Source organism: Sphingomonas sp. Leaf230, from assembly GCF_001421745.1.
Taxonomy (GTDB): Bacteria; Pseudomonadota; Alphaproteobacteria; order Sphingomonadales; family Sphingomonadaceae; genus Sphingomonas.
The window spans coordinates 486237-508602 of the sequence record NZ_LMKW01000009.1 but is presented as its reverse complement, the minus strand read 5'-3'; the positions used below and the strand labels follow the sequence as shown (position 1 = coordinate 508602).

Below are 22366 nucleotides of genomic sequence, written 5' to 3'. Positions count from 1 at the left end.
ACATCGGTAGGACATGGACCGGGGGGTTTCCATCGTCGAAGCATCGATCACGCCGGCCACGGATGGCTGGAGGCTTGATCGTGCGCTCGCCGAAGTGCTGCTCGACATGTCGCGTGAACGGCTGAAGGCGCTGATCGCGGCCGGTCAGGTTACCCTCAATGGTCGCGAATGGCGTGATTCGGCGAAGAAGGCCGCTACGGGGCAAGTGTTCGCCGTCACGATTCCGCCGCCCACCCCGCTGCACAACGAAGCGCAGGATATCCCGCTCGTCGTCGCGTACGAGGACGACGACCTGATCGTGATTGACAAGCCCGCCGGTCTCGTCGTCCATCCTGCCGCGGGGAACTTTGACGGCACGCTCGTTAATGCGCTGCTCCATCACTGCGCCGGCAATCTGTCGGGCATTGGCGGCGTCGCGCGACCGGGCATCGTCCACCGCATCGACAAGGACACGTCGGGGCTAATGATCGCCGCGAAAACCGATCGCGCGCACGAAGGGCTTGCCAAGCAGTTCCACGACCACAGTATCGACCGCCGCTACAAGGCAATCGTCGGCGGTATTCCCCGACCCCCGAGCGGCACGGTCAACGCACCGCTCGCTCGGAGTCCGCGGAACCGGAAGAAGATCGCAATCGTCGAGGGCGGCAAACGCGCGGTGACGCATTTCTCGACGATCGAGACGCTGCGCGATGCGGCGCTGATCGAGTGCCGGCTGGAGACTGGGCGTACGCATCAGGTGCGTGTGCATATGGCCTCGATCGGCCATGCATTGCTCGGCGACCCGGTCTATGGTAGAACAAAGCAAGCTCAGAAGTCGCTGCTCGAAACGCTTGGTTTCCGCCGGCAGGCCTTGCACGCGGCGCATCTGGGGTTCATCCATCCGGTGAAAAGCATCGCTTTGGCGTTCGAAAGCGAAATGCCCGCAGACATGCAGGAACTGTTCACCCAGCTTCACGTATAGATAATCGAGCCCATGCCGCATTGCGGCAATCGGGGTCATCAGAAAGGGATTACGACCATGGCAGCCCGCTCCAACGTTCCAGCGACGATACCTGCGCTCGGCAGCGAGGCGGGTCTCAATCGTTATCTTGCCGAGATCAAAAAATTTCCGCTCCTGAAACCCGAGCAGGAATACATGCTCGCCAAGCGTTTCCAGGAACATGGCGATACCGAAGCTGCGGCGCAGCTGGTGACCTCGCATCTCCGCCTCGTGGCGAAGATCGCGATGGGCTATCGTGGCTATGGTCTGCCGACGTCGGAGCTGATCTCCGAGGGCAATATCGGCTTGATGCAAGGCGTGAAGAAGTTCGAGCCCGAGCGCGGCTTCCGTCTCGCGACCTATGCGATGTGGTGGATCCGTGCCTCGATCCAGGAATACATCCTGCGCTCGTGGAGCCTTGTGAAGATGGGCACCACCGCCGCGCAGAAGAAGCTGTTCTTCAACCTGCGCCGGATGAAGAGCCGTCTCGATGCGTTCGAGGATGGCGATCTGCGTCCTGAGCACGTCACCAAGATCGCCACCGACCTGGGTGTCGCCGAGACCGACGTCGTCAGCATGAACCGCCGCATGGCGATGGGTGGCGACACGTCGCTCAACGTGCCGATGCGCGAAGACGGCGAAGGCCAGTGGCAGGATTGGCTGCAGGACGACGCGCCGCTGCAGGACAAGATCGTTGCCGATGCGCAGGAGGCTGACGTTCGCCACTCGATGCTGGTGTCGGCGATGGACGACCTCAACGAGCGCGAGCAGCATATCCTGACCGAGCGTCGCCTGACGGATGATCCCAAGACGCTTGAGGAATTGTCGCAGGTCTACGGCGTGTCGCGCGAGCGCGTGCGGCAGATCGAGGTGCGCGCGTTCGAGAAGCTGCAAAAGGCGATGATGCGGATTGCCGGCGAAAAGCGCCTGCTGGCTGCGTAACATGGCGCGCGCCGTCGTCATCGGCGGCGGTGTGGCCGGTATCGCTGCGGCGCGGACGCTGCATGATGCGGGGCAAGAGGTCCTGCTGGTCGAAGCCAGCGACCGCCTAGGTGGCCGAGCCCACAGCTTGCCCCTCGCCTCCTTGTTCCCCCGCGAAGGCGGGGGCCCAGCCTGGACCCCCGCCTTCCCGGGGGAACATGTAGACGCCGGTTTCGGCTGGTTACACTCTGCCCAGCGCAACCCGTGGACCGAAATTGCCGAGACGACAGGATTCACCGTCGACCGCTCCGACGCAAATTGGCGCACCCAGTGGCGGGACCTCGGCTTCCCACCCGAAGACCAGTCAGCCTCTGCCACAGCTTACCAAGATTGGAACGAGCGCGCCCTAGCCGCCCTTGAAGGCCCCGACCGCCCGCTGTCCGACTTCATCGCCCCCAACGACAAATGGCGCCCGAAGATCGACGCTATCTCCGGCTACGCAAACGGTGCAAACCTTACCTAAGTGTCGCTCCACGACTGGGCCGCATACGAAGAGGCTGCTACCGACGACAACTGGACGGTGAAGGAAGGCTACGGAACACTCGTCGCCAGCCGTGCCGCTGGCCTGAACATCCGCCTCTCGACCCCGGTAACGCGCATCGACCGCAGCGGTCGTCGTCTTCAACTCGACACCCCGGCTGGAACGATCGAGGCGGACCACGTGATCGTCTGCGTCCCCACTACCGTCCTCGCCAAGTCGCAGATCGTCTTCGACCCACCGCTCCCCGACAAGCACGCCGCCGCCGCGGACCTTCCGCTCGGCCTTGCGGACAAGGTGTTCCTCCACGTCGACCGCCCCGAATGGCCGACCAACGCGCACTTGGTAGGCAATCCGTACAGCGCCTGCACGGCGAGCCACCGCCTGTCGCCGTTCGGCTGGCCGATCGTCGAAAGCTTCTTCGGCGGCGACTGTGCGGAAATGCTGGAGGACGGCGACGCTGCGCAGTTCGCGATCGACGAACTGGTCGGGTTGCTCGGCAGCGATTGGCGCAAGCGCTTCACGCCGCTGGCCGCAACCCGCTGGCGCCACGAGCCTTATATCGGCGGAAGCTATAGTCACGCGCGGATCGGTCGGGCCGGACAACGCGCCGTCCTCGCCGCATCGGTTGATGGCCGCATCCACTTCGCGGGCGAAGCGTGCCACCCGTTCGACTTCTCCACAGCCCACGGCGCGTACGAAACCGGCGTGAGCGCCGCCCGAGCGGTCATTGGCGAGGCCGCGCCGATCGCATAAGGAGCGGCGATGGGCCTTATCCGCATCGCCGCCAAGATCGTCTTCGCCTTCGTCCTGATCACGGTCGCGTGGGTCGGCATCTATCGCTTCGTGCCGGTGCCGTTCACCTGGACGATGATGGGCGATGTCATCAACGGGCACGGTGTGACCAAGGACTGGATGCCGCTATCGGAGATGGACCCGGACATGGCGCGCGCGGCGATCGCTGGCGAGGACTCGCGGTTCTGTTCGCATCACGGCTTCGATTTCAAGGCCATGGCGGGGGCTGCGGCGCGCAATGCGCAGGGCGGGCGGATCCGCGGCGGCTCGACAATCAGCCAGCAGACCGCGAAGAACGCGTTCCTGTTCCAGGGGGGCGGGTATGTGCGGAAGGCGTTCGAGGCGTATTTCACCGTGCTGATCGAGACGCTGTGGGGGAAGCGGCGGATCATGGAGGTGTATCTCAACATCGCCGAGACCGGGATCGGGACGTACGGCGCGAACGCCGGGGCGATCCGGTATTTCAATCACGACGCTTCGCGGCTTTCGCCGACCGAGGCGGGGCGGATTGCCGCCGTCTTGCCATTGCCCAAGAAGCGGGCTGCGATCGATCCTCATGGTTTCGTGCGGAAGCATGGGAATACGCTGTCGCGGCGGGTTTCTGTAGTTCGGAACGATGGGTTGGACAGTTGCCTGCGATCCTGACCCATTCCGTCACCCCGGACTTGTTCCGGCCTGACAGATCGGGTGTTGCAACTGCCCTTCCCACTCCCTTGTTCTCCCGCGAAGGCGGAAGCCCAGTCTCGGTCCCCGCCTTCGCGGGGAAACATTCCGGTTTACTGCGTCGACTTCTCGACTGCGCCGCCGGCCTTGTCGGCTGCACTGCCGACGCTCTTCGCCGCTGACGTGATCGCGGCATCCTTGCTGTTCTGCGCGCCCTGGCGGCTGAACAGGTAGAACCCACCGATCAGTACCGCGATCAGGAGCACGACGGCGATCAGCGTGCCGCCACCGCCGCTGCGGCGCTCGATAACGGTGGTATGGGTGGTCGGGGTTTCGACGATACGCTCTTCGGCCATTGTGACTCTCCCTGATTACTGGAGAGCGCAACGCCGGCCGAAGAACGATTGTTCCCGCGCCGAAACGAACCCGATTTGGTTCAGAACGGAAGCTTGAAGCCCGGCGGAAGCTGCAGGCCGCTCGTCATCTTCGACATCTCGCTACCCGAGACCGCATCCGCCTTGGCGCGTGCGTCGTTGAACGCCGCCGTCAGCAGATCCTCGAGCATCTGCTTCTCGCTCACCTGCATCAGCGAATCGTCGATTGCGATGTTGATGATGCGGCCCTTGGCGGAGGCCTTGATCTTGACGAGCCCGCCGCCGGACGCGCCCTCGACCTCGATCGTGTCGAGATTGGCCTGCGCCTTTTCCATCTCGCTTTGGACGTTCTGCGCCATGGCGAGGATTTCATCGATATTCTTCATGCGTTGCTCCTTTGACCTGGCCACGATTCGAGCTGGGCGTCGGGAAACGCTGCCACCGCGGCCTTCATGATGGGGGATTCGAGAATAGCCTGGCGCACCGCGGCATCGGCGGCGTCCTGCGCCTCACGCAGCGTCGGCTCACCGGGAGCGTCGACGATCGACACTTTCCACGTGGTCCGCGTCACGCTCTTCAACAGCGTATTAAGTTCGGCAAGCGTGTCGGCCGAAACCGGGCGACTGCCGCTGAGGACGAATTCGGGCGGCGTGTAACTGACGACGCGTGCGCCGTGACGAAGGCGCGCGGCAATCGCGAGGCCGCCTGATTCGTCGAGCAGATCGACCAGCGCTTCGAACGTCGGCGGCAGGATCGGTCCGGTCGCGACCGGCTCAGGCGCCTTCGCAGCGGATCCAGCGTTCCAGGGCGGCGCTTCGCCGGACGGGGGTGCAGGTGACGGCAGCGGCGGTGACGATGGTGCAGCCGCGGGGGTCGCACCGCTGGCGATCTGGCGGGCGAGTTCGCCGGGATCGGGCAGCGTAGACGCGTAGATCGCGCGCAACAGCGCCATCTCCGCGGCTTCGATCGGCAGCGCGGCCTTAGCGACCTCGTCATGGCCCTTGAGGAACAGCTGCCACAGGCGGTGCAGCGCGGGATAGCCAAGCGATGCCGCCCATTCCTCGCGTGCCGCACGCTCCTCCATCGGCTGCGCGGCGTCCGCCGGCGTGCCGACCTTGGTCAGCGTGATGCCGTGGACGGTCTCGAGCAGCGATAGGAGCACCGACAGCGGATCGACGCCGTAATCATATTGACGGCGCATCGAGGCGAGCGCTCCTGCCCCGTCGCCGGCGAGGATCAGGGTCAACAGGTCACGCACCGCGCCGCGATCGGACAGGCCAAGCATCTGGCGTACCGCGTCGGCCGTCACGCCGCCGCCTTCGAGCCCCGCATGCGCGATCGCCTGGTCGAGGATCGAGAGGCCGTCACGCGCGGAGCCTTCCGCGGCGCGTGCGATCAGCATCAGCGCCTCGGGATCGGCGACGACGCCTTCTTCCGCCGACACCCAGGCGAAATGCCTCGACAGTTGTTCGGCGGAAATCCGGCGCAGGTCGAAGCGCTGGCAGCGCGAGAGGACCGTCACCGGCACCTTGTTCACTTCTGTGGTCGCGAACAGGAATTTCACATGGGGAGGTGGCTCCTCCAGCGTCTTCAGCAGCGCGTTGAACGCGTTCTTCGACAGCATGTGGACTTCGTCGATGATGTAAATCTTGAAGCGCGCGGTGACCGCCGAATAGCGCGACGCGTCGATGATCTCGCGGACGTCGTCGACGCCGGTGTGGCTTGCGGCGTCCATCTCGATCACGTCGATATGGCGGCCCTCGGCGATCGCGCGGCAGGGTTCGCAGACGCCGCAGGGGTCGATCGTCGGGCCACCGTCGCCGTCAGGGCCGATGCAATTGAGCGCCTTCGCGATCAGGCGCGCGGTCGATGTTTTCCCCACGCCGCGGACGCCGGTCATCAGGAAGGCGTGCGCGAGCCGGTCGCGCTTGATCGCGTTGCCCAGCGTCTGGACCATCGCGTCCTGCCCGATCAGCTCGGAAAAGGTCTGCGGACGATATTTGCGAGCAAGCACGCGGTAGGCGGGAGCATCCGGTGTTTTAGCCGGCTGCGGGGGTTCGCCCAAGTCGAAGGAATCTGACATTGTGGTCGTCATAGCGGGTGCTGCGCGTGCTGTCGAAGGGGTCGGAAGTTCACAAAGTTCACACGCTGGGAAGGGTGTGCACTTCGACGTGCCCGGAGGCTGGCGAGTGGATTGTCGGAACCTGTGATGTGGGCAATGCCGGTCATGCGCGGCTTATGCCACAACGCCGCGGCGTAGGATAATGGTTTGGAACGTTGCAGGAACATCGGGCGTGGTTTCGACCCGATTGCGCTTGAGTGACTGGTTAGCTGAGAAGTTTAGAAGTGCGCTGCGGCCTAGCCGCATCGTCAGACGGCGCTCCCGCGCCGCTGGCCGCGCTCACATGTCGGAACGACATGTTCGCGGTGGGAGCCGGGACGACCCGTGGCTTAGTCGTTGTGGCTGCTTCCTTCCGGATCTGACCAAGTTGGCGACGACCACGTCCGCCCGACTCCCGCGGCGCATATGGCGGGGTCGGGCGGGATGATCAAGCCGCTTTAGTAATCGCGGCTATTCGATCAGCGGCTGACGCGGACCGTGCGGCAGACGCGCTGACGATGATGGTTGCGATAGACGTTGCGGCAGACCTGGCGCGTGCGCACGGCATGACGACGATAGCCGGGACGGCGATCGTCGTGGCGAACGACGGTGCGCTCGTGGACGACGGTGCGTTGTGCGGAGGCTTCAGCGGCGATGCCGACGGGGGCAAGGCCGGTCAGTGCGACGAGACCGGCGGCAGCAATGGTGAACAACTTCATGATACTCTCCTTTTGGGTGTGGGCCCTCCCGAGCCCTGCAACCTATGTTATCAAACTAAAGGCGTTCGTTACGGTTCCGTACTAGCGGCGGAAGCAGCGACGAACCGGGCCGTAATAGCCACGCTCAATCCGGCAGACGACGCGCGAGCGGCCGTATCCGCGAGGTCCACGATAGCCGTAGCCGCCGCCTCGGTAGCCGTGATCGCCGCGATACCCGCCGCCATAGCCACGATAGCCACGATCTCCACCGCGCCAGCCACGGTCGCCGCGCCAGCCGCGATTGCCATGCCGTCCGCGGTCGTCGTGCCAGCCGCCACCGCCGCGGGGGCCGTCCCAGCCGTGGCGTTGCGCATCGGCGGGTGCCGCGGCGAACAGCGTTCCCGCGCCCAGCGCGCCAGCGGCGAACATTGCGATGATCTTCATGTCCGGTACTCCTCTCAAAACCTCGTACATTGAGGCGATGAGGGGATAATCCGCTCCCGGCCGTGCACGTTCCCTGAACCGGCCGTTGTCTTCCTGTAAGCTTTGCTGTCGTTTATTCCGGGATGCGGACGGTCAAGCCGTCGAGCGCTTCGGTGAGGCGGATCTGGCAGGCGAGACGACTGGTGCGCGTCGCATTGGGCGCGAGATCGAGCATGTCCTCCTCGTCCTCGCTCGCTGGCGGCAGGCGGGCGAAGTCGGTGGGGTCAATGATCACGTGGCAGGTCGCGCAGGCGAGCTGGCCTTCGCAGGTGCCTTCGAGCGGCTGGTTATGCGCCTGTGCGGCGTCCAGCAGGCGGTCGCCGGGGGTTGCGGCGGTCGTCGTTGCGGTGCCGTCGCGGGCGATGAAGCGGACGATCATGGCCATTGCGCCTCGGTTGCGGCAACGATCGCATCGACCGCGTCGCGGAGTTCGGTTTCGGTGGTGTAGCGGCCGAAGCCGAGGCGGATGCTGGACCGCGCCTGTGCTTCGGTGAGGCCGATCGCGCGGAGGACGTGGCTGGAGCGGCCCGATCCGCTTGCGCAGGCGGACCCGGCGGAGAAGGCGATGTCGCGGAGGTCGGACATCAGGCGGTTCACGTCGAGGTTTGCGCGGCGGAGGTTGAGGTTGCCGTGGTAGCGATGTTCGGTCGAGCCGTTGATCGTCCAGCCGGGGCCAAGGCGGTCGAGCGCGAGCGACCAGAGGCGGTCGATGTGCGCGGCGTCCTCGTCCTTGCGCTCGGCCATGAGTTGTGCGGCGACGCCGAAACCTGCGCAGAGTGCTGGTGATAGCGTGCCGGAGCGGCCCGGAGCTTCCTGCCCGCCGCCGTGCATCAGTGGGGCGAGGTCGACGCCATCGCGGATCCAGAGTGCGCCGATGCCTTTGGGGCCGTGAATTTTGTGAGCTGAGATGGCAATCAGATCGCAGCCAGATGGGATCGGAACGCGTCCGAACCCTTGGACAGCGTCGCAGAGCAAAGGCGCACCGGCAAAATCGGCCAACACGCTTAGGTCCTCAATCGGCTGGACCACCCCGATCTCGTTGTTGACCAACATGGCGGCAATCAACGAAACGCCGGGCATCGCTACATCAAATGCCGCATCGTATTTGACGATGCCATTTGCGCTGACCGGCAGCCGGGTCACGACACGCTTATCACTCTCGAGCGCCGCAACACTGTCGAGCACAGCAGCGTGTTCGGTGCCGATCGTCACGATATCGCCGGGTGCGGTTCCCTTGATGGCCCAGTTCAGCGCCTCGGTCGCACCGCTGGTGAACGCAACGCGGCCGCCCGGGGGGAGCAGCGCCGCAATCTGATCGCGCGCGACTTCAACCGCCGCTTTGGCGCGGCGGCCTTCGCGGTGTGGGGAATGCGGGTTGGCGTGCTGTGATTCGAGCCAGGGGAGCATTGCCGCGAGCGCTTCTGGCGCGAGGGGGGTGGTTGCCTGGTAGTCGAGGTAGGTCATGCCCCCAGTCTCGCGGGGCGCTTTATGTCCGCCGCAATGCGCGTCCAGGCTTCGGCGAACTTCGCAACGTCGTCCGGTGTCGTGGTCCAGCCGAAGCTGACGCGGACGACTTCGGCGGCGGCTTCGGGGGGATAGCCCATCGCGGCGAGGACGTGGCTGGGGCGCATGCTGCCCGACGAGCACGCACTGCCGGCCGATACGGCGAACCCGGCCATATCGAGGCGGATCAGTTGGGCGGCGGAACTGACGCCGGGCATGCGGTAGGAGGCGATCGTGGGGATGCGGGGGGAGTTTTGCGCAACGATCTCGCCGCCGCTCGCCAAGATGGCTTCGTCGAGTTCGGCGCGAAGGTCGGCCATGTCGGCGAACCAGTCGCGAGGCGATTCGAGCGCGGCGGCGAACCCGAGCGCGCCGGGCAGGTTCTCGGTGCCGCCGCGATAGCCGCGCTCCTGCCCGCCGGTCGGGTCGAGCAGACCGAGGTCGCGGACTAGCAGCGCGCCGATGCCGGGAGGGCCGCCGAGCTTGTGCGCGGAGACGATGATCATGTCCGCTTCGGGCAGCGGGAGCTTGCCGGCGGTCTGCGAACAATCGGCTATCCAGAGGCCGGTGGGGCGATCCTGAAGAACGCCGGTTTCGCTGTTCGCGGATTGAAGTGCGATCGTCTGGGCGCCCTCCCCGTTTGCAACGATACCGCCTGCGTCGACTTCCAGCATCATGGGCTGTTCGGCCGCCCGGAGCACCGCGTCATGCTCGACCGCAGCCACCGCAACACCTGGACGCCCCCGCAACGCCAGCGCTGTGGACTCGCTCGCGCCGCTCGTCAGGATCACGTGATGGGGCCAGTCCAGCGCCCTCGCGATCCGCTTACGCGCACCCTCCAGCGCAGCCCGCGCCGCGCGTCCCTCGGCATGCGGCGAGGACGGGTTCGCCCAGCGCGCCATGCCCTCGCCAACCGCCGCGACGGCCTCGGGGCGCATCGGCGTAGTGGCGGCGTGATCGAGGTAGATGCGGGGTGCGTGAGCAGGCAGGGTCGGTTCCAATTGCGAAAAGGGGCTCGAACCCTATATAGCGTTCATATTCCGGCACTCCACCCGAGTGCGTATCCCAGCTCGCGAGTGCCTATGCCAGAAGTCATTTTCCCCGGTCCCGAAGGCCGTCTCGAAGGTCGTTTTGCGCCGGGCCCACGTCCGCGCGCACCCGTCGCGATGATCCTGCACCCGCATCCGTCGGCCGGCGGGACGATGAACAACGCGATCGTGCAGCAGCTCTACAAGACCTTCCAGCGGCGTGGCTTCGCGACCTTGCGGTTCAACTTCCGTGGCGTCGGCAAGAGCCAGGGCGTGTTCGACAACGGCGTCGGCGAACTGAGCGATGCGGCGAGCGCGCTCGATTGGGTGCAGAGCTTCCACCCCGAGGCGCAGACGACCTGGATCGCCGGCGTCAGCTTCGGCGCGTGGATCGGCATGCAGCTGCTGATGCGCCGTCCGGAAATCCGCGGGTTCATCTCGGTGGCACCGCCGGCGAATTTGTACGACTTCACGTTCCTGGCGCCCTGCCCTTCGAGCGGGATCATCATCCAGGGCGAGGCCGACGAGGTCGCGACGCCTGGGGCGACGCAGAAGCTGGTGGATAAGCTGCGGACGCAGAAGCATATCACGATCCATCATGATACAATCCCGAAGGCGAACCATTTCTTCGAGCACGAGATGCCCGAGTTGATGGGGAGCGTGGACAAGTATCTGGATATGCGGTTGGATCCGAACTCGCCGATTAGGTGATTTATCCTTCTCCCCGCGGGGAGAAGGTGGCGCGCTAGCGTCGGATGAGGGGGAGTTGGGAGGGGCGAGCGCGCGCCAATTCCCCTCTCCCTTCCCACCGCAAGTGCGGCGGGCCCCTTCCCTCTCCCCGCAGGGGCGAGGGAGTTAGAGGGTCCAGATTGCTACGTTGGCTAGCAGGACTGCGGCCATTATCAGCATCAGGACGCCCTTCTTCGTGTCGCGCTTCTTCACGATCAGCGCGATGCCGCCGATCAGGCAGGCGAACATGCCCAGCATTGCTATTGCAGGCGCGGCGGCGGCGATGGATGTCAGTGCGGGGTTCATGCGGCTATTGCCTTGGCATACGCGGCTAGGTCGACGTTGCCGCCGGACAGGATGACGAGCAGGCCGGGTTCGAGCGTTACCCTCCCCGAAAGCACGGCCGCCAAACCGACTGCGCCGCCGGGTTCGATCACCAGACGCAGTTTCTCCGCTGCCCAGCGCTGTGCCGCGGCGATCTCCGACTCACTGACGGCGACGCCGGTCGCATCGCGACGGGAGAGGACGTCGAAGGTCAGCGGCGACACGCGCAAGGTCTGGAGCGAGTCACAGGCGGTCGGCGGCGGATTGGGGCCGACGGGTTCGATCCACGACGCTTCAAGGGAGCGGCGCATGTCGTCCCAGCCCTCGGGTTCGACGACGGTGATCGCGCTGTCCTTCAACGCCAGCGCGATGCCTGCCGAAAGGCCGCCGCCGCCGCACGGAATGACGACGCGGCTTGGTACGCCCATCCCCAATGCCGCCATCTGTGCGGCTGCCTCGATGCCTGCGCTCCCCTGCCCCTCGATGATCCACGGGTCGTCGAAGCTCGGCACCAGCGTTGCGCCCCTCGCCTCCGCCAGCCCCGCGGCGATGGTCTCGCGGCTTTCGGTGGCGCGATCGTAGGTCACCACCTCTGCACCCAGCGCCAGCGTCGACTCGCGCTTCAGCCGCGGCGCGTCCGACGGCATCACGATCGTCGCTGCGATGCCAAGCCGTTTCGCCGCCCAGGCCACGCCCTGCGCGTGATTGCCCGAGGAGAATGCGACGACGCCTTTTTGTCGCGTCGCCTCGTCCAATGCGGTGAGCCGATGCCACGCGCCGCGAATCTTGAAGGCGCCGATTGGTTGCAACGACTCGGCCTTGAAAGCGACCAGTACGCCCTTGATTTCACTGACGAACAGTGGCGTCGGCGGGAGGATGCGGGCGATCTTTTCCGCGGCGTCCCGCACACCCGCCCGGGTCGGTTGTCGCAAAATCGTCACACACCGTCTCCTATCCGCCAAACGCTATTTACATGGGGGGCGCGTAACCCTAGATCGCGCTTCCGCTGCCCCATGGGACTTCCAACCGCAAGGCAGTGTTTTTGTAATTTGTCTCAGGACATTGGAGGTCCCTTGAATTGGTCAAGCATCATATCGCGCTGGGGTTAGCGAAAGCCCATTCGACCGCCGACACCTCCCACATCGGGAGCGGCATCGACATCGCTAAAGGGCGTCCGGTCAATCCGGTCACGCTCGTTCGTCCGCACGCTGCTGCGCGCGCCGCTCGGTTCTTCGTCGAGAAGTTCCCGGGTCGCTCGATGTATGCGGTGAAGGCGAACCCGTCTCCCGAACTCCTGCAGATCCTGTGGGACAATGGCATCACGCATTACGACGTGGCGTCGATCGCCGAAGTGCGCCTGGTCGCACGGACGCTTCCCGAGGCCACGCTGTGCTTCATGCACCCGGTCAAGGCCGAGGAAGCGATCGCCGAGGCGTATTTCACGCACGGCGTCCGCACCTTCAGCCTCGACAGCCTGGAAGAACTCGACAAGGTCGTCCGTGCTACGAAAGCCGCCACCGATCTGACGCTCTGCGTCCGGTTGCGCGTGTCGTCCGAGCATTCGAAGCTGTCGCTGGCGTCGAAGTTCGGTGCGGCCCCGCACGAAGCCAAGGAGCTGCTGTTCGCGGCGCGCCAGGCAGCGGATGCACTGGGCATCTGCTTCCATGTCGGCTCGCAGGCGATGACCCCGGAGGCCTATTCGAACGCGATGGAGCGCGTCCGTGCGGCGATCGTCGAAGCGGCGGTCACGGTCGACGTCATCGACGTCGGCGGCGGCTTCCCGTCGTCGTATCCCGGCATGGAGCCCCCACCGCTCGAGCATTTCTTCGAGACGATCCACCGTGCGTTCGAATCGCTGCCCGTCAGCTATTCGTCCGAGTTGTGGTGCGAGCCGGGCCGGGCATTGTGCGCGGAATATTCGTCGATCATCGTGCGCGTCGAAAAGCGTCGCGGGACCGAGCTGTATATCAACGACGGCGCGTATGGCGCACTGTTCGATGCGGCGCATATCGGCTGGCGTTTCCCGACCGAACTGCTCCGCGAGCCGGACAGCCGCGCGAAGGACATGGAGTTCAGCTTCTATGGTCCGACGTGCGACGACATGGACTATATGGTCGGCCCGTTCATGCTGCCCGCGGATACGAAGGCCGGCGATTACATCGAGATCGGCATGCTCGGCGCGTACGGCTCGGCGATGCGGACCGCGTTCAACGGGTTCGGATCGGACGAGACGGTGATCGTGACCGACGAGCCGATGGTCTCGCTGTATGACGAGCGGTTCCAAGACCTCGCGTCGAACGTCGTCAAGCTGTAACCAACTTCTAGTACCGCGCCCTTCTTCCTCCCCTCCCGTTTACGGGAGGGGTGGGGGAGGGCTTGTCCGCGAGCGTGGCGTTCGCGGATATTTCAGTCCCTCCCCTAACCCCTCCCGCAAGCGGAAGGGGGATTTATGGAGCATGTTATGACCGAAGACACCCGCATCGACGCGCAGCGCAAGGCGGAACTCCTTTCCACCACCGTCGAGCATATCGACATCACCAGCTTCGACGCGCGGCCGATCGTCGACGCGATGAAGAAAATGTCGTTCACCAGCCGCGACCTCGGCCGGGCGACCGACATCTACAACCAGATGCTGGCCGACAAGGACTGCACGATTTTCCTAGTGATCGCGGGCTCGACCAGCGCCGGCGGTTGCATGGACCTGTATGCCGAGCTGCTGCGCAACAACATGATCGACGGCATCGTCGCGACCGGCGCGACGATCGTCGACATGGATTTCTTCGAGGGCCTCGGCCACAAGCATTACCAGGCGCTCGAAGTGCCGCACGACGACGTGCTGCGCTCGCTGATGATCGACCGGATCTACGACACCTACATCGACGAGGAAGAGCTCCAGCACGTCGACCACACGATCTTCGAGATCGCCGAGACGCTCGAACCACGCGCCTATTCGAGCCGCGAGTTCATCCGCGAGATGGGCAAGTACCTCGTCGAGCACGGCAAGAAGGAGAACAGCCTCGTCAAGCTCGCTTACGAGCATGACGTGCCGATCTTCTGCCCGGCGTTCGTCGATTCGTCGGCGGGCTTCGGTCTGGTCAAGCACCAGGTCGACGCGGTGAAGGCGGGCAAGCCGTACATGGTCCTCGACGCGATCGCCGACTTCCGCGAGCTCACCGAGATCAAGATCAAGGCGGGCACCACCGGCCTGCTGATGATCGGCGGCGGCGTGCCGAAGAACTTCATCCAGGACACCGTCGTCTGCGCCGAGATCCTCGGTCACGACGACGTCCAGGTCCACAAGTACGCGGTGCAGATCACTGTCGCCGACGTGCGCGACGGTGCATGCTCGTCGTCGACGCTGCAGGAAGCGGCTTCGTGGGGCAAGGTAAACACCGGCATCGAGCAGATGGTGTTCGCCGAGGCGGGTTCGGTGATGCCGCTGCTGGCGTCGGACGCGTATCATCGTGGGCTCTGGAAGGATCGTCCGGTCCGCAAGTGGGGCGCGAGCTTCGACAAGGCCTGAACCTTACGATCCTCCCCCGCCAGGGGGAGGTGGCAGGCGCTTGCCTGACGGAGGGGAGGATGCGGCGCCAAGGTTATCGCCGCCTCCCCCTCCGTCGCTTCGCGACACCTCCCCCTGACGGGGGAGGATTAGAGATACCGTTGCCCCTTCCGGGCAATTGATGCAGCCTCCTCCGAATAACCGGGGGAGGCTTTTTCATGCACAGCGACATCCTGCGACCGATGGTCGTGCTGATCGCGTGGACGCTGGTGATGCTGGGCTGGACGCTCGCGACGCGGTTGCCGGCGATGAAGGCGGCCGGCGTCGACATGGGCAAGCTCGTCGGCACCAAGGCGTCCGACGCGGATCGATCGCTGCCTCCGCAGGTGCAGTGGAAGGCGCACAACTACAATCACCTGATGGAACAGCCGACGCTGTTCTACGCGGTATGCGCCGTGCTTGCGCTCAGCGGCACGGGCGACGGCGTCAATGCCTGGATCGCATGGGCGTATGTCGGGCTGCGGATCGCGCACAGCCTCGTGCAGGCGACCAGCAACCGCGTCAGGGCACGCTTTCTCTTCTTCACGCTGTCCAGCCTAATGCTCGTCGCGCTCACGCTGCATGCCGCGCTCGCCGTGTTTTGAGAAAGCCCGCGAATAATCGCCGATCGCGGCCCCCGCCTCTCCCCGAACGCGATCCGATCGTCTAGGATTTCGCCATGACCTTCGATCGCCGTTCGCTGCTCACCCTCCCCCTCGCCGCCGGGCTGGCGCTTCCTGCATTCGCGCGGAGCGGTGCGCAGTTCACTGCTGCTCAGCCTCGCGCTACGGACGTGCCGATGTGGCCGCCCGCAGAACGATTTGCGCTATGGCCGGGTATCCCGCCAGGCGCGCCGAACCCGCTGCCGGTGCCGCAGCCGCGCATGCCGCGCTACCCCGATGGGTATCGCGATTTCCAGATGCGCGGCGTTGTGCGGCCCGAGGTCGGCGTGTTCCGCCCGGCGCGGCCCGACGGTCGCGCGGTCCTGATCGTGCCCGGCGGCGGCTATTCGATCACCTCGCTGCGCAACGAGGGCATCGACGTCGCGCGCGTCCTGAACGGTTTCGGCATCACCGCGTTCGTGCTGAGCTACCGGCTGCCGGGCGAAGGCTGGGCCGATCGCGCCGACGTCCCGCTTGCCGATGCGCAGCGCGCGATGCGGCTGATCCGTGCCAATGCGCGCGCCTACGGTATCCGGGCCGAGAAGCTCGGCGTGCTGGGTTTCTCGGCGGGCGGGCACCTTGCCGGGTCCGTGACGGTGCTACACGAGTTCAAGGCGTATCGTCCGGTCGACGCCTCCGACCGACATTCGGCGCGGCCCGCCTGGGCGGGGCTCATGTACGCGGTCTCGAACATGGATCCCGGCCGCAGCCACGGCGGATCGCGCGCGAACCTGCTCGGTCCCGATCCGCAGCCCGCGGTCCAGGCGCGCTATGCGATCGACCGACAGTTGAAGGCTGGCGACCCGCCACTGTTCCTTGTGCATACCGAGGACGACAACACGGTCCCGGTCGCCAACAGCGTCGATACGCTCGCCGCCGCCCGCCGCGCCGGCATCCCCGCCGAGGCGCACTTCCTCCAGCATGGCGGACACGGTTTCGGCACGCGCCTATCGCCTCGGTCACCTGGGTCGTTGTGGCCGCAATTGTTCGATCGATGGATGGGCGAACTGGTCGCTGGCTGACGGTGGGTCAGTATTGCGGACCCATCCGTCCTCACCGACGTTTATTCTGAAAGATCAGGAGAGCGCGATGACTAGTCCGCATGCCCAACCCCGCGACGTTTTCCATGAAGATGGCGAGGTCGTGATCGACGGGCCGGACGGGGCAGTCATCGCGATGACTCCCGAAGCGGCGCTGCGCACGGCTGGTCGGCTGGATGAGGCAGCGCTCGACGAACTGATCGCGCGGGCGCAGCGATCTGGTGATGCGGATTGAGCCGATCGTTCGTGGCGGTCAGCGAGACGTAACCGCCAGTCGACCGTCTGAGGTGATCGTGGTGGTCACGTGCAGATAATCGTCTATCCGCGGATGACGCGTATCGAGCCGGTGGCTCGTTCCGTGAGTCGCCGTGATCACCAGGACATCCGCACCCGCTGCCTCGCCAGCCGTGATGCCAGCAGGGGCATCCTCGAACACCAGGCAATCGCTCGCCGAGACGCCGAGTCGTTCGGCTGCGACCAGGAAACAATCGGGTGCGGGCTTGCCGTTGGGGATGTCGTCCGCGGCAATCATCGTCGCGGGGATCGGCAGGCCGGCGGCCTCGAGGCGGACTTCGGCTAGCGCCCGAGGGGCAGACGTGACGATCGTCCAGCGCTCCGGGGGCAAGCTGGCCAGGAATGCGGCGGCACCGGCGATCGGTTCGATATCGCCGACGTCGAGCATCTCGGCGGTGGTGATCGCGGCTGCCTCGGCGACCGGGTCGACGCCGGGGAGGTTGAGGCGTCGGACCGTCTCGACCGATTGCACGCCGTGGATCGTGGGCACGAATGTCGCGGCGTCGAGGCCGTGCGCGATCGCCCATTTGGTCCAGGTCCGCTCGGCCGAGGCGATCGAGGTGAGGATGGTGCCGTCCATGTCGAACAGGAACGCGGCGTAGCTGCGGGTCGGGAGGGTCATTCGGGTGCTCGTGGGGGAGGTTGGGCGGTTGATCAAGGAAGTTTGGTTCAGCGCTCCGCACTACCCCGGCGAAGGCCGGGGCCCAATTGGCATGTCCTAGGTAACGGCTCGCCGTCCTTATTCAGTATCGTCCCCCACTTGGGCCCCGGCCTTCGCCGGGGTGGTCGTGGTTGTGGGTAGCGGTGCAGTCTCGACACACCACACAAAGAAAAGGCCACCCCGGTTTCCCGAAGCGGCCTGTATTCCTACACCAAGCTAAAGCTTAGATGTCGTCGCCGAGTGCGCCCTTGACGCTGCCCTTGACGTTCTGCGCAGTGCCCTTGGCCTGCTGCGCTTCGCCTTCGGCTACCAGCTTCTCGTTGTCAGTCGCCTTGCCGACGGCTTCCTTGACGTTGCCTGCAACCTTGTTGCCTGCAGCTGCGACCTTGTCGGTGAACTCGCCCATCAGAGCCTCCACTTGCTTGTGCGGGCCCGCCAACCGGGCCGCTTGAACTTGCGAAGGTATAACGGCCGTCTTTACCGAGGGTTCCGTGACGTTTGCGTCATGACCTATGTTTCAGATTAGCCCCGCCAGCGGACTCGACGGATCGGCATAGCGACGCTGTCCCATCCGCCCCGCGCGGTAGGCGAGCCGGCCCGATTCGACCGCCGCCTTCATCGCCGCCGCCATCATCAGCGGGTCCTTGGCCTCTGCGATGGCGGTGTTCATCAGCACGCCGTCGCAGCCTAGCTCCATCGCCACCGCCGCATCCGACGCGGTGCCGACGCCGGCGTCGACCAACACGGGCACCCCTGCCCCCTCGACGATCAACCGGATCGTCACGCGGTTCTGGATGCCGAGCCCTGAGCCGATCGGTGCGCCGAGCGGCATGATCGCGACCGCGCCGGCGTTCTCGAGGCGCTTGGTGGCGATCGGATCGTCGACGCAATAGACCATCGGCTTGAAGCCCTCGTTTGCAAGGATCTCGGTCGCGCGCAGCGTCTCGACCATGTCGGGATAGAGCGTCTTCGCCTCGCCGAGCACTTCGAGCTTCACCAGTTCCCAGCCGCCCGCCTCGCGCGCCAATCGGAGCGTGCGAATCGCCGATTCGGCGTCGAAGCAGCCCGCGGTATTGGGGAGGTAGGTGATCTTCTTGGGGTCGATGAAGTCGGTCAGCATCGGCGCGTTGCGATCCGAGACGTTGACGCGGCGGACCGCGACCGTGACGATCTCCGCGCCCGACGCCTCGACCGCAGCGGCGTTCTGGGCGAAATCCTTGTACTTGCCGGTGCCGACGATCAGTCGCGACTTGAACGTCTGGCCTGCGACCGTCCAGCTGTCCTCATGGTCACCTCCACCGACGAAGTGCACGATTTCCAAGTCGTCGCCGTCCTCGACCATAACGTCCGCCAGTGTCGAGCGCGGCACGACCTCCATGTTGCGTTCAACCGCGATCTTCTCGGGCACGAGCCCCAGTTCGGTCGCGAGACCGGCCAGCGACAGCCCGGCGGACACCCGCTTGTGTTCGCCGTTGACGGTGATCGAGACGGTGCCATCGGAATGGGGCATGGGTGTATGGTCCACTATATAGCGACGGCGCGGCTCGACTTGTCGCGAGACGGGCCTGTAAGGAATGGCGTGACGCGCATATAGAGACCGCTCCGCAGCACCCGCAACCGAAAGGCCGCCCTTGCCCGATACGATATTCGTCCTGAACGGCCCCAACCTCAACCTGCTGGGAACGCGCGAGCCGGAGATCTATGGCGACGAGACGCTCGACGATATCGCCGGGATGCTGGAGGACCGCGCCCGCGAGCTCGATCTGGAGATCGACATGCGCCAGTCGAATCACGAGGGGCACCTCGTTGACTGGATCCAGGAGGCGCAGGCGCGCGGAGCAAAGGCCGTGATCCTCAACGCGGGCGCGTTCACGCATACCTCGGTCGCGGTGCACGACGCGATTAAGGGCGTGAAGACGCCGGTGATCGAAGTGCATCTTTCCAATCCCCACAAGCGTGAATCGTTCAGGCATGTGAGCTTGGTCGGTCAGGCCGCGAAGGGCACGATCGCGGGTTTCGGCGCGCTTTCGTATCTGCTCGCGCTTGAAGCCGTCGCACGGTTCTGACAGGAGGCCCCGCCATGAACGATACAACCGAAAACACCGGTGCGATGCAGGTCGATGTGACCCTGGTGCGCCAGCTCGCCGAACTGCTCGACACCACGCAGCTGACCGAGATCGAGGTCGAGGATGGCTCGCGCCGGATCCGCGTCGCGCGCAAGGCCGCCCAGGCTGCCCCCGTCGCGCATTATGCACAGGCGCCCGCCCCGGCCCCTGTGTCTGCGCCGCTGTCGATCCCGCAGGCCGAGGTTGGCGCATCCGCCCCCGCGATCAGCGCGAGCGCGGTCAAGTCGCCGATGGTCGGCACCGTCTATCTCGCCGCCAACCCCGAGGCGAAGCCGTTCTCGACGGTCGGCCAGAAGGTCAATGCGGGCGACACGCTGCTGATCATCGAGGCGATGAAGGTGATGAACACGATCGTCGCGCCGTCGGCCGGCACCGTGACCGCGATCCTGGTCGAGAACGGCCAGCCGGTCGAGTTCGACCAGCCGCTGGTCGTGGTGGAATAATGCCGCAAATCAAGAAGCTGCTCATCGCGAATCGCGGCGAGATCGCGCTGCGGATCCACCGTGCCTGCCATGAGATGGGCATCAAGACGGTGGCGGTGCATTCGACCGCCGACGCCGACGCGATGCACGTCCGGCTCGCAGACGAGGCGATCTGCATCGGACCGCCGTCCGCCGCGGACAGCTATCTGAACATCCCGAACATCATTTCGGCCGCTGAAATCTCGGGCGCGGACGCGATCCATCCGGGCTACGGCTTCCTCAGCGAAAACGCACAGTTTGCCGAGATCGTCGAACTGCACAACATCCTGTTCGTCGGCCCGAAGCCTGAGCACATCCGCACGATGGGCGACAAGGTCCAAGCGAAGCGCACCGCGGGCGCACTCGGGCTACCGCTCGTCCCCGGCTCCGACGGCGCGATCAGCGACATCGCCGAGGCCAAGCGGATCGCAGAGTCGATCGGCTACCCGGTGATCATCAAGGCGGCGTCCGGCGGCGGTGGCCGCGGCATGAAGGTCGTCAACGACCCCGACGATCTCGAAACGCAGATGCAGCAGGCCGGCAGCGAGGCGAAGGCCGCGTTCGGCGACGCCACCGTCTACATGGAAAAATACCTCGGCAATCCGCGTCATATCGAATTCCAGATCTTCGGCGACGGTGAGGGTAACGCGATCCACCTGGGCGAGCGCGACTGCTCGTTGCAGCGCCGCCACCAGAAGGTGCTCGAGGAAGCGCCCTCGCCTATCATTACCGCCGAAGAGCGCGAGCGGATGGGCGGGATCGTCGCCAAGGCGATGGCCGACATGGGCTATCGCGGCGCGGGGACGATCGAGTTCCTATGGGAAGCGGGCGAGTTCTACTTCATCGAGATGAACACCCGGCTCCAGGTCGAGCATCCGGTGACCGAGATGATCACCGGGCTGGACCTTGTGCGCGAGCAGATCCGCGTCGCCGAAGGTCATCCGCTGACGCTCCGTCAGGAAGACGTCCAGTTCCGCGGCCATGCGATCGAATGCCGCATCAACGCCGAGGACCCGCGCACGTTCGCACCGTCGCCGGGGCTGGTGAAGGTGTATCACGCGCCGGGCGGGATGCATGTGCGCGTCGATAGCGGGCTGTATGCGGGGTATCGCGTGCCGCCTTACTACGACTCGATGATCGCCAAGCTGATCGTCTACGGGACGACTCGGCAGGGCGCGCTGCGCCGGTTGCGACGTGCGCTCGAGGAGATGGTGATCGAGGGCGTCACGACGACGATCCCGCTGCACCGTGCACTGCTAGACGATCCCGAGTTTCAGGAAGGCGCGTACACGATCAAGTGGCTGGAAGAGTGGTTGGCCAAGCAGGGGGCTTAACTTCCCTACGGTACTAAGCTTGTTCTCCCGCGAAGGCGGGAGCCCAGACTGGGCTCCCGCCTTCGCGGGAGAACAAGAAGCGGGTAAGACCTGTGTTTAAGCCGGGCTAGTTTGAGATGACGGAGCATTCGTGAAGGCGACGATCTACCACAACCCGCGCTGCTCCAAGTCCCGCGAGGCGCTCGCCCTGCTGCAAGACGCCGGGGCGGACGTCACGATCGTCGAATACCTCAAGAACCCGCCCTCCCGCGCGGAACTCGTCCGTCTCTACGACCGCGCCGGTATGACGCCGCGCCAGGGGCTCCGCATGGCCGAGGATGGCGCCAAGGCGGTCAAGCACGGCGACGCCGAAGCGATCCTCGACGCGATGATGATCGATCCGCTGTTGATCGAGCGCCCGCTGGTCGAGACCGACAAAGGCGTCCGCCTCGGCCGCCCGATCGCGCGGCTGCACGAAATCCTGTGATCAGCTCCCCTGCCCCTTCATTGCGCACGCACCGCCTAGGTGCCGCAATTTCAGGCAGTGAAATCAACGATATTCCGCAGTTGCCCGAGGGCGCTGCGGCTGGCACGCTTGGTGCAAGGCGCCCTTCAGGGCGGACGGCTCGCTCGCAAGGGCGAGGGTTTCAACAATCGGGGGCGTACCTGTGAAAAAGATCGAAGCCATCATCAAGCCGTTCAAGCTGGATGAGGTGAAGGAAGCGCTGCACGAGATCGGCGTGAGCGGCATCACCGTGACCGAGGCCAAGGGCTTCGGCCGCCAGAAGGGCCACACCGAGCTGTACCGCGGCGCGGAATATGTCGTCGACTTCCTCCCGAAAGTGAAGCTCGAGGTCGTCGTCGAGGACGGGCTCGCGCAGCGTGTCGTCGAGGCGATAGCCGCCGCCGCGCAGACCGGCCGGATCGGCGACGGGAAGATCTTCGTCATCCCGATCGAGAGCGCGCTTCGCATCCGCACCGGCGAGCGCGACGACGACGCAATCTAGTTCCAGACCACGCATATTGCGTTGACGACGAGTGACGACATCGTCATTTGACGCGACGCAACATTGTGTGGAAATCCCGTTCCATACCGCAATTAGATTCCCCGCATGATGCGGCGGAAGTCTCA

General features: G+C 65.2%; 29 protein-coding genes and 1 other RNA gene. 16 read left to right on the top strand and 14 right to left on the bottom strand.

What is annotated here, in order from left to right; genetic code table 11:
• Nucleotides 1-13 precede the first annotated feature (13 nt).
• Genes ASE82_RS11460 through mtgA form a run of 5 tightly spaced genes read left to right on the top strand, consistent with a single transcriptional unit; the run spans nucleotide 14 to nucleotide 3878 of the window.
• The gene (locus ASE82_RS11460; RefSeq protein WP_056063021.1) at nucleotides 14-961 is read left to right on the top strand and encodes an RluA family pseudouridine synthase; all 948 of its coding nucleotides are present in this window, start codon (nucleotides 14-16) and stop codon (nucleotides 959-961) included.
• Between the two features lie 57 nt (nucleotides 962-1018).
• Complete coding sequence (rpoH, locus tag ASE82_RS11455; protein WP_056048373.1) at nucleotides 1019-1921, top strand: RNA polymerase sigma factor RpoH; 903 nt, start codon at nucleotides 1019-1021, stop codon at nucleotides 1919-1921.
• A 1-nt stretch (nucleotide 1922) separates the two neighbouring features.
• Nucleotides 1923-2423, top strand: coding sequence for an FAD-dependent oxidoreductase (locus tag ASE82_RS20085; RefSeq protein WP_235524674.1), 501 nt, complete (start codon nucleotides 1923-1925; stop codon nucleotides 2421-2423).
• The gene (locus ASE82_RS20080; protein WP_235524673.1) at nucleotides 2424-3194 is read left to right on the top strand and encodes a flavin monoamine oxidase family protein; all 771 of its coding nucleotides are present in this window, start codon (nucleotides 2424-2426) and stop codon (nucleotides 3192-3194) included.
• Between the two features lie 9 nt (nucleotides 3195-3203).
• Nucleotides 3204-3878: a monofunctional biosynthetic peptidoglycan transglycosylase gene (gene mtgA, locus ASE82_RS11445; RefSeq protein ID WP_056063018.1), complete on the top strand. Its 675-nt coding sequence runs from the start codon at nucleotides 3204-3206 to the stop codon at nucleotides 3876-3878.
• A 131-nt stretch (nucleotides 3879-4009) separates the two neighbouring features.
• Here mtgA and ASE82_RS11440 read toward each other — a convergent pair whose 3' ends face one another.
• From ASE82_RS11440 to ASE82_RS11405, 9 genes are all read right to left on the bottom strand, one after another.
• Nucleotides 4010-4252 carry a hypothetical protein gene (locus ASE82_RS11440; protein ID WP_056063016.1) on the bottom strand — a complete coding sequence of 81 codons (243 nt, stop codon included), beginning with the start codon at nucleotides 4250-4252 and terminating at the stop codon, nucleotides 4010-4012.
• Between the two features lie 80 nt (nucleotides 4253-4332).
• Nucleotides 4333-4656 (bottom strand): YbaB/EbfC family nucleoid-associated protein, encoded by a 324-nt coding sequence (locus ASE82_RS11435; RefSeq protein ID WP_056063013.1) that lies wholly within the window; start codon nucleotides 4654-4656, stop codon nucleotides 4333-4335.
• On the bottom strand, nucleotides 4653-6353 hold the full coding sequence (locus ASE82_RS11430; protein ID WP_056063442.1) for a DNA polymerase III subunit gamma/tau: 1701 nt from the start codon (nucleotides 6351-6353) through the stop codon (nucleotides 4653-4655). Before ASE82_RS11430 ends, ASE82_RS11435 begins: the two co-directional genes overlap by 4 nt.
• 342 nt (nucleotides 6354-6695) lie before the next feature.
• Nucleotides 6696-6789: signal recognition particle sRNA small type (gene ffs / locus ASE82_RS18925), an RNA gene on the bottom strand.
• Between the two features lie 61 nt (nucleotides 6790-6850).
• A complete protein-coding gene (locus tag ASE82_RS11425; protein ID WP_056063010.1) occupies nucleotides 6851-7090 on the bottom strand; it encodes a hypothetical protein in 240 nt (79 codons plus the stop codon).
• 81 nt (nucleotides 7091-7171) lie between these two features.
• Nucleotides 7172-7513 (bottom strand): hypothetical protein, encoded by a 342-nt coding sequence (locus ASE82_RS11420; RefSeq protein ID WP_056063008.1) that lies wholly within the window; start codon nucleotides 7511-7513, stop codon nucleotides 7172-7174.
• A 112-nt stretch (nucleotides 7514-7625) separates the two neighbouring features.
• Nucleotides 7626-7931 carry a 2Fe-2S iron-sulfur cluster-binding protein gene (locus ASE82_RS11415; protein WP_056063439.1) on the bottom strand — a complete coding sequence of 102 codons (306 nt, stop codon included), beginning with the start codon at nucleotides 7929-7931 and terminating at the stop codon, nucleotides 7626-7628.
• Nucleotides 7928-9016, bottom strand: coding sequence for a cysteine desulfurase family protein (locus ASE82_RS11410; protein ID WP_056063006.1), 1089 nt, complete (start codon nucleotides 9014-9016; stop codon nucleotides 7928-7930). Before ASE82_RS11410 ends, ASE82_RS11415 begins: the two co-directional genes overlap by 4 nt.
• Nucleotides 9013-10056, bottom strand: a complete 1044-nt coding sequence (locus ASE82_RS11405) for a cysteine desulfurase family protein (protein WP_268795421.1) — start codon at nucleotides 10054-10056, stop codon at nucleotides 9013-9015. The genes ASE82_RS11410 and ASE82_RS11405 overlap by 4 nt, the downstream gene beginning before the upstream one ends.
• Nucleotides 10057-10137: 81 nt before the next feature.
• Here ASE82_RS11405 and ASE82_RS11400 point away from each other — a divergent pair, with 81 nt between their 5' ends.
• Nucleotides 10138-10794 (top strand): alpha/beta hydrolase, encoded by a 657-nt coding sequence (locus ASE82_RS11400; RefSeq protein ID WP_056048342.1) that lies wholly within the window; start codon nucleotides 10138-10140, stop codon nucleotides 10792-10794.
• A gap of 144 nt (nucleotides 10795-10938) precedes the next feature.
• Here the strand turns inward: ASE82_RS11400 and ASE82_RS11395 are convergent, their stop codons facing one another.
• Entirely contained in the window at nucleotides 10939-11118 is a 180-nt protein-coding gene (locus ASE82_RS11395; RefSeq protein WP_056063000.1) for a hypothetical protein, read from the bottom strand.
• Nucleotides 11115-12077 (bottom strand): threonine ammonia-lyase, encoded by a 963-nt coding sequence (locus tag ASE82_RS11390; protein ID WP_200910714.1) that lies wholly within the window; start codon nucleotides 12075-12077, stop codon nucleotides 11115-11117. The genes ASE82_RS11395 and ASE82_RS11390 overlap by 4 nt, the downstream gene beginning before the upstream one ends.
• Before the next feature lie 137 nt (nucleotides 12078-12214).
• Between ASE82_RS11390 and ASE82_RS11385 the strand changes: the two genes are divergently transcribed.
• The 5 genes from ASE82_RS11385 (at nucleotide 12215) to ASE82_RS11365 (ending at nucleotide 16614) form a co-directional block, all read left to right on the top strand.
• On the top strand, nucleotides 12215-13450 hold the full coding sequence (locus ASE82_RS11385; protein WP_056062993.1) for a type III PLP-dependent enzyme: 1236 nt from the start codon (nucleotides 12215-12217) through the stop codon (nucleotides 13448-13450).
• A gap of 147 nt (nucleotides 13451-13597) precedes the next feature.
• Nucleotides 13598-14659 carry a 1,9-bis(guanidino)-5-aza-nonane synthase gene (locus ASE82_RS11380; RefSeq protein ID WP_056048328.1) on the top strand — a complete coding sequence of 354 codons (1062 nt, stop codon included), beginning with the start codon at nucleotides 13598-13600 and terminating at the stop codon, nucleotides 14657-14659.
• Between the two features lie 197 nt (nucleotides 14660-14856).
• Complete coding sequence (locus ASE82_RS11375; RefSeq protein ID WP_056062990.1) at nucleotides 14857-15282, top strand: MAPEG family protein; 426 nt, start codon at nucleotides 14857-14859, stop codon at nucleotides 15280-15282.
• A gap of 74 nt (nucleotides 15283-15356) precedes the next feature.
• Nucleotides 15357-16361, top strand: a complete 1005-nt coding sequence (locus ASE82_RS11370) for an alpha/beta hydrolase (RefSeq protein WP_056062988.1) — start codon at nucleotides 15357-15359, stop codon at nucleotides 16359-16361.
• A 67-nt stretch (nucleotides 16362-16428) separates the two neighbouring features.
• Nucleotides 16429-16614, top strand: coding sequence for a hypothetical protein (locus ASE82_RS11365; protein ID WP_056062983.1), 186 nt, complete (start codon nucleotides 16429-16431; stop codon nucleotides 16612-16614).
• 18 nt (nucleotides 16615-16632) lie between these two features.
• Here ASE82_RS11365 and ASE82_RS11360 read toward each other — a convergent pair whose 3' ends face one another.
• The 3 genes from ASE82_RS11360 to thiS all read right to left on the bottom strand — a co-directional run bounded on the left by ASE82_RS11360 (nucleotide 16633) and on the right by thiS (nucleotide 18844).
• Entirely contained in the window at nucleotides 16633-17295 is a 663-nt protein-coding gene (locus ASE82_RS11360; RefSeq protein WP_056062980.1) for an HAD-IA family hydrolase, read from the bottom strand.
• Nucleotides 17296-17557: 262 nt separating this feature from the next.
• A complete protein-coding gene (locus ASE82_RS11355) occupies nucleotides 17558-17740 on the bottom strand; it encodes a CsbD family protein (RefSeq protein ID WP_056050734.1) in 183 nt (60 codons plus the stop codon).
• Nucleotides 17741-17851: 111 nt separating this feature from the next.
• Nucleotides 17852-18844 (bottom strand): sulfur carrier protein ThiS, encoded by a 993-nt coding sequence (thiS, locus tag ASE82_RS11350; RefSeq protein WP_082441445.1) that lies wholly within the window; start codon nucleotides 18842-18844, stop codon nucleotides 17852-17854.
• A 121-nt stretch (nucleotides 18845-18965) separates the two neighbouring features.
• Between thiS and aroQ the strand changes: the two genes are divergently transcribed.
• The 5 genes from aroQ to ASE82_RS11325 all read left to right on the top strand — a co-directional run bounded on the left by aroQ (nucleotide 18966) and on the right by ASE82_RS11325 (nucleotide 22241).
• Complete coding sequence (gene aroQ, locus ASE82_RS11345; protein ID WP_056062978.1) at nucleotides 18966-19400, top strand: type II 3-dehydroquinate dehydratase; 435 nt, start codon at nucleotides 18966-18968, stop codon at nucleotides 19398-19400.
• 14 nt (nucleotides 19401-19414) lie between these two features.
• The gene (gene accB, locus ASE82_RS11340) at nucleotides 19415-19903 is read left to right on the top strand and encodes an acetyl-CoA carboxylase biotin carboxyl carrier protein (protein ID WP_056050738.1); all 489 of its coding nucleotides are present in this window, start codon (nucleotides 19415-19417) and stop codon (nucleotides 19901-19903) included.
• Nucleotides 19903-21255: an acetyl-CoA carboxylase biotin carboxylase subunit gene (gene accC, locus ASE82_RS11335; protein ID WP_056062974.1), complete on the top strand. Its 1353-nt coding sequence runs from the start codon at nucleotides 19903-19905 to the stop codon at nucleotides 21253-21255. The genes accB and accC overlap by 1 nt, the downstream gene beginning before the upstream one ends.
• Before the next feature lie 130 nt (nucleotides 21256-21385).
• Nucleotides 21386-21721, top strand: a complete 336-nt coding sequence (locus ASE82_RS11330; RefSeq protein WP_056062971.1) for an arsenate reductase family protein — start codon at nucleotides 21386-21388, stop codon at nucleotides 21719-21721.
• 181 nt (nucleotides 21722-21902) lie between these two features.
• Nucleotides 21903-22241, top strand: a complete 339-nt coding sequence (locus ASE82_RS11325) for a P-II family nitrogen regulator (RefSeq protein WP_056062968.1) — start codon at nucleotides 21903-21905, stop codon at nucleotides 22239-22241.
• Nucleotides 22242-22366 lie beyond the last annotated feature (125 nt).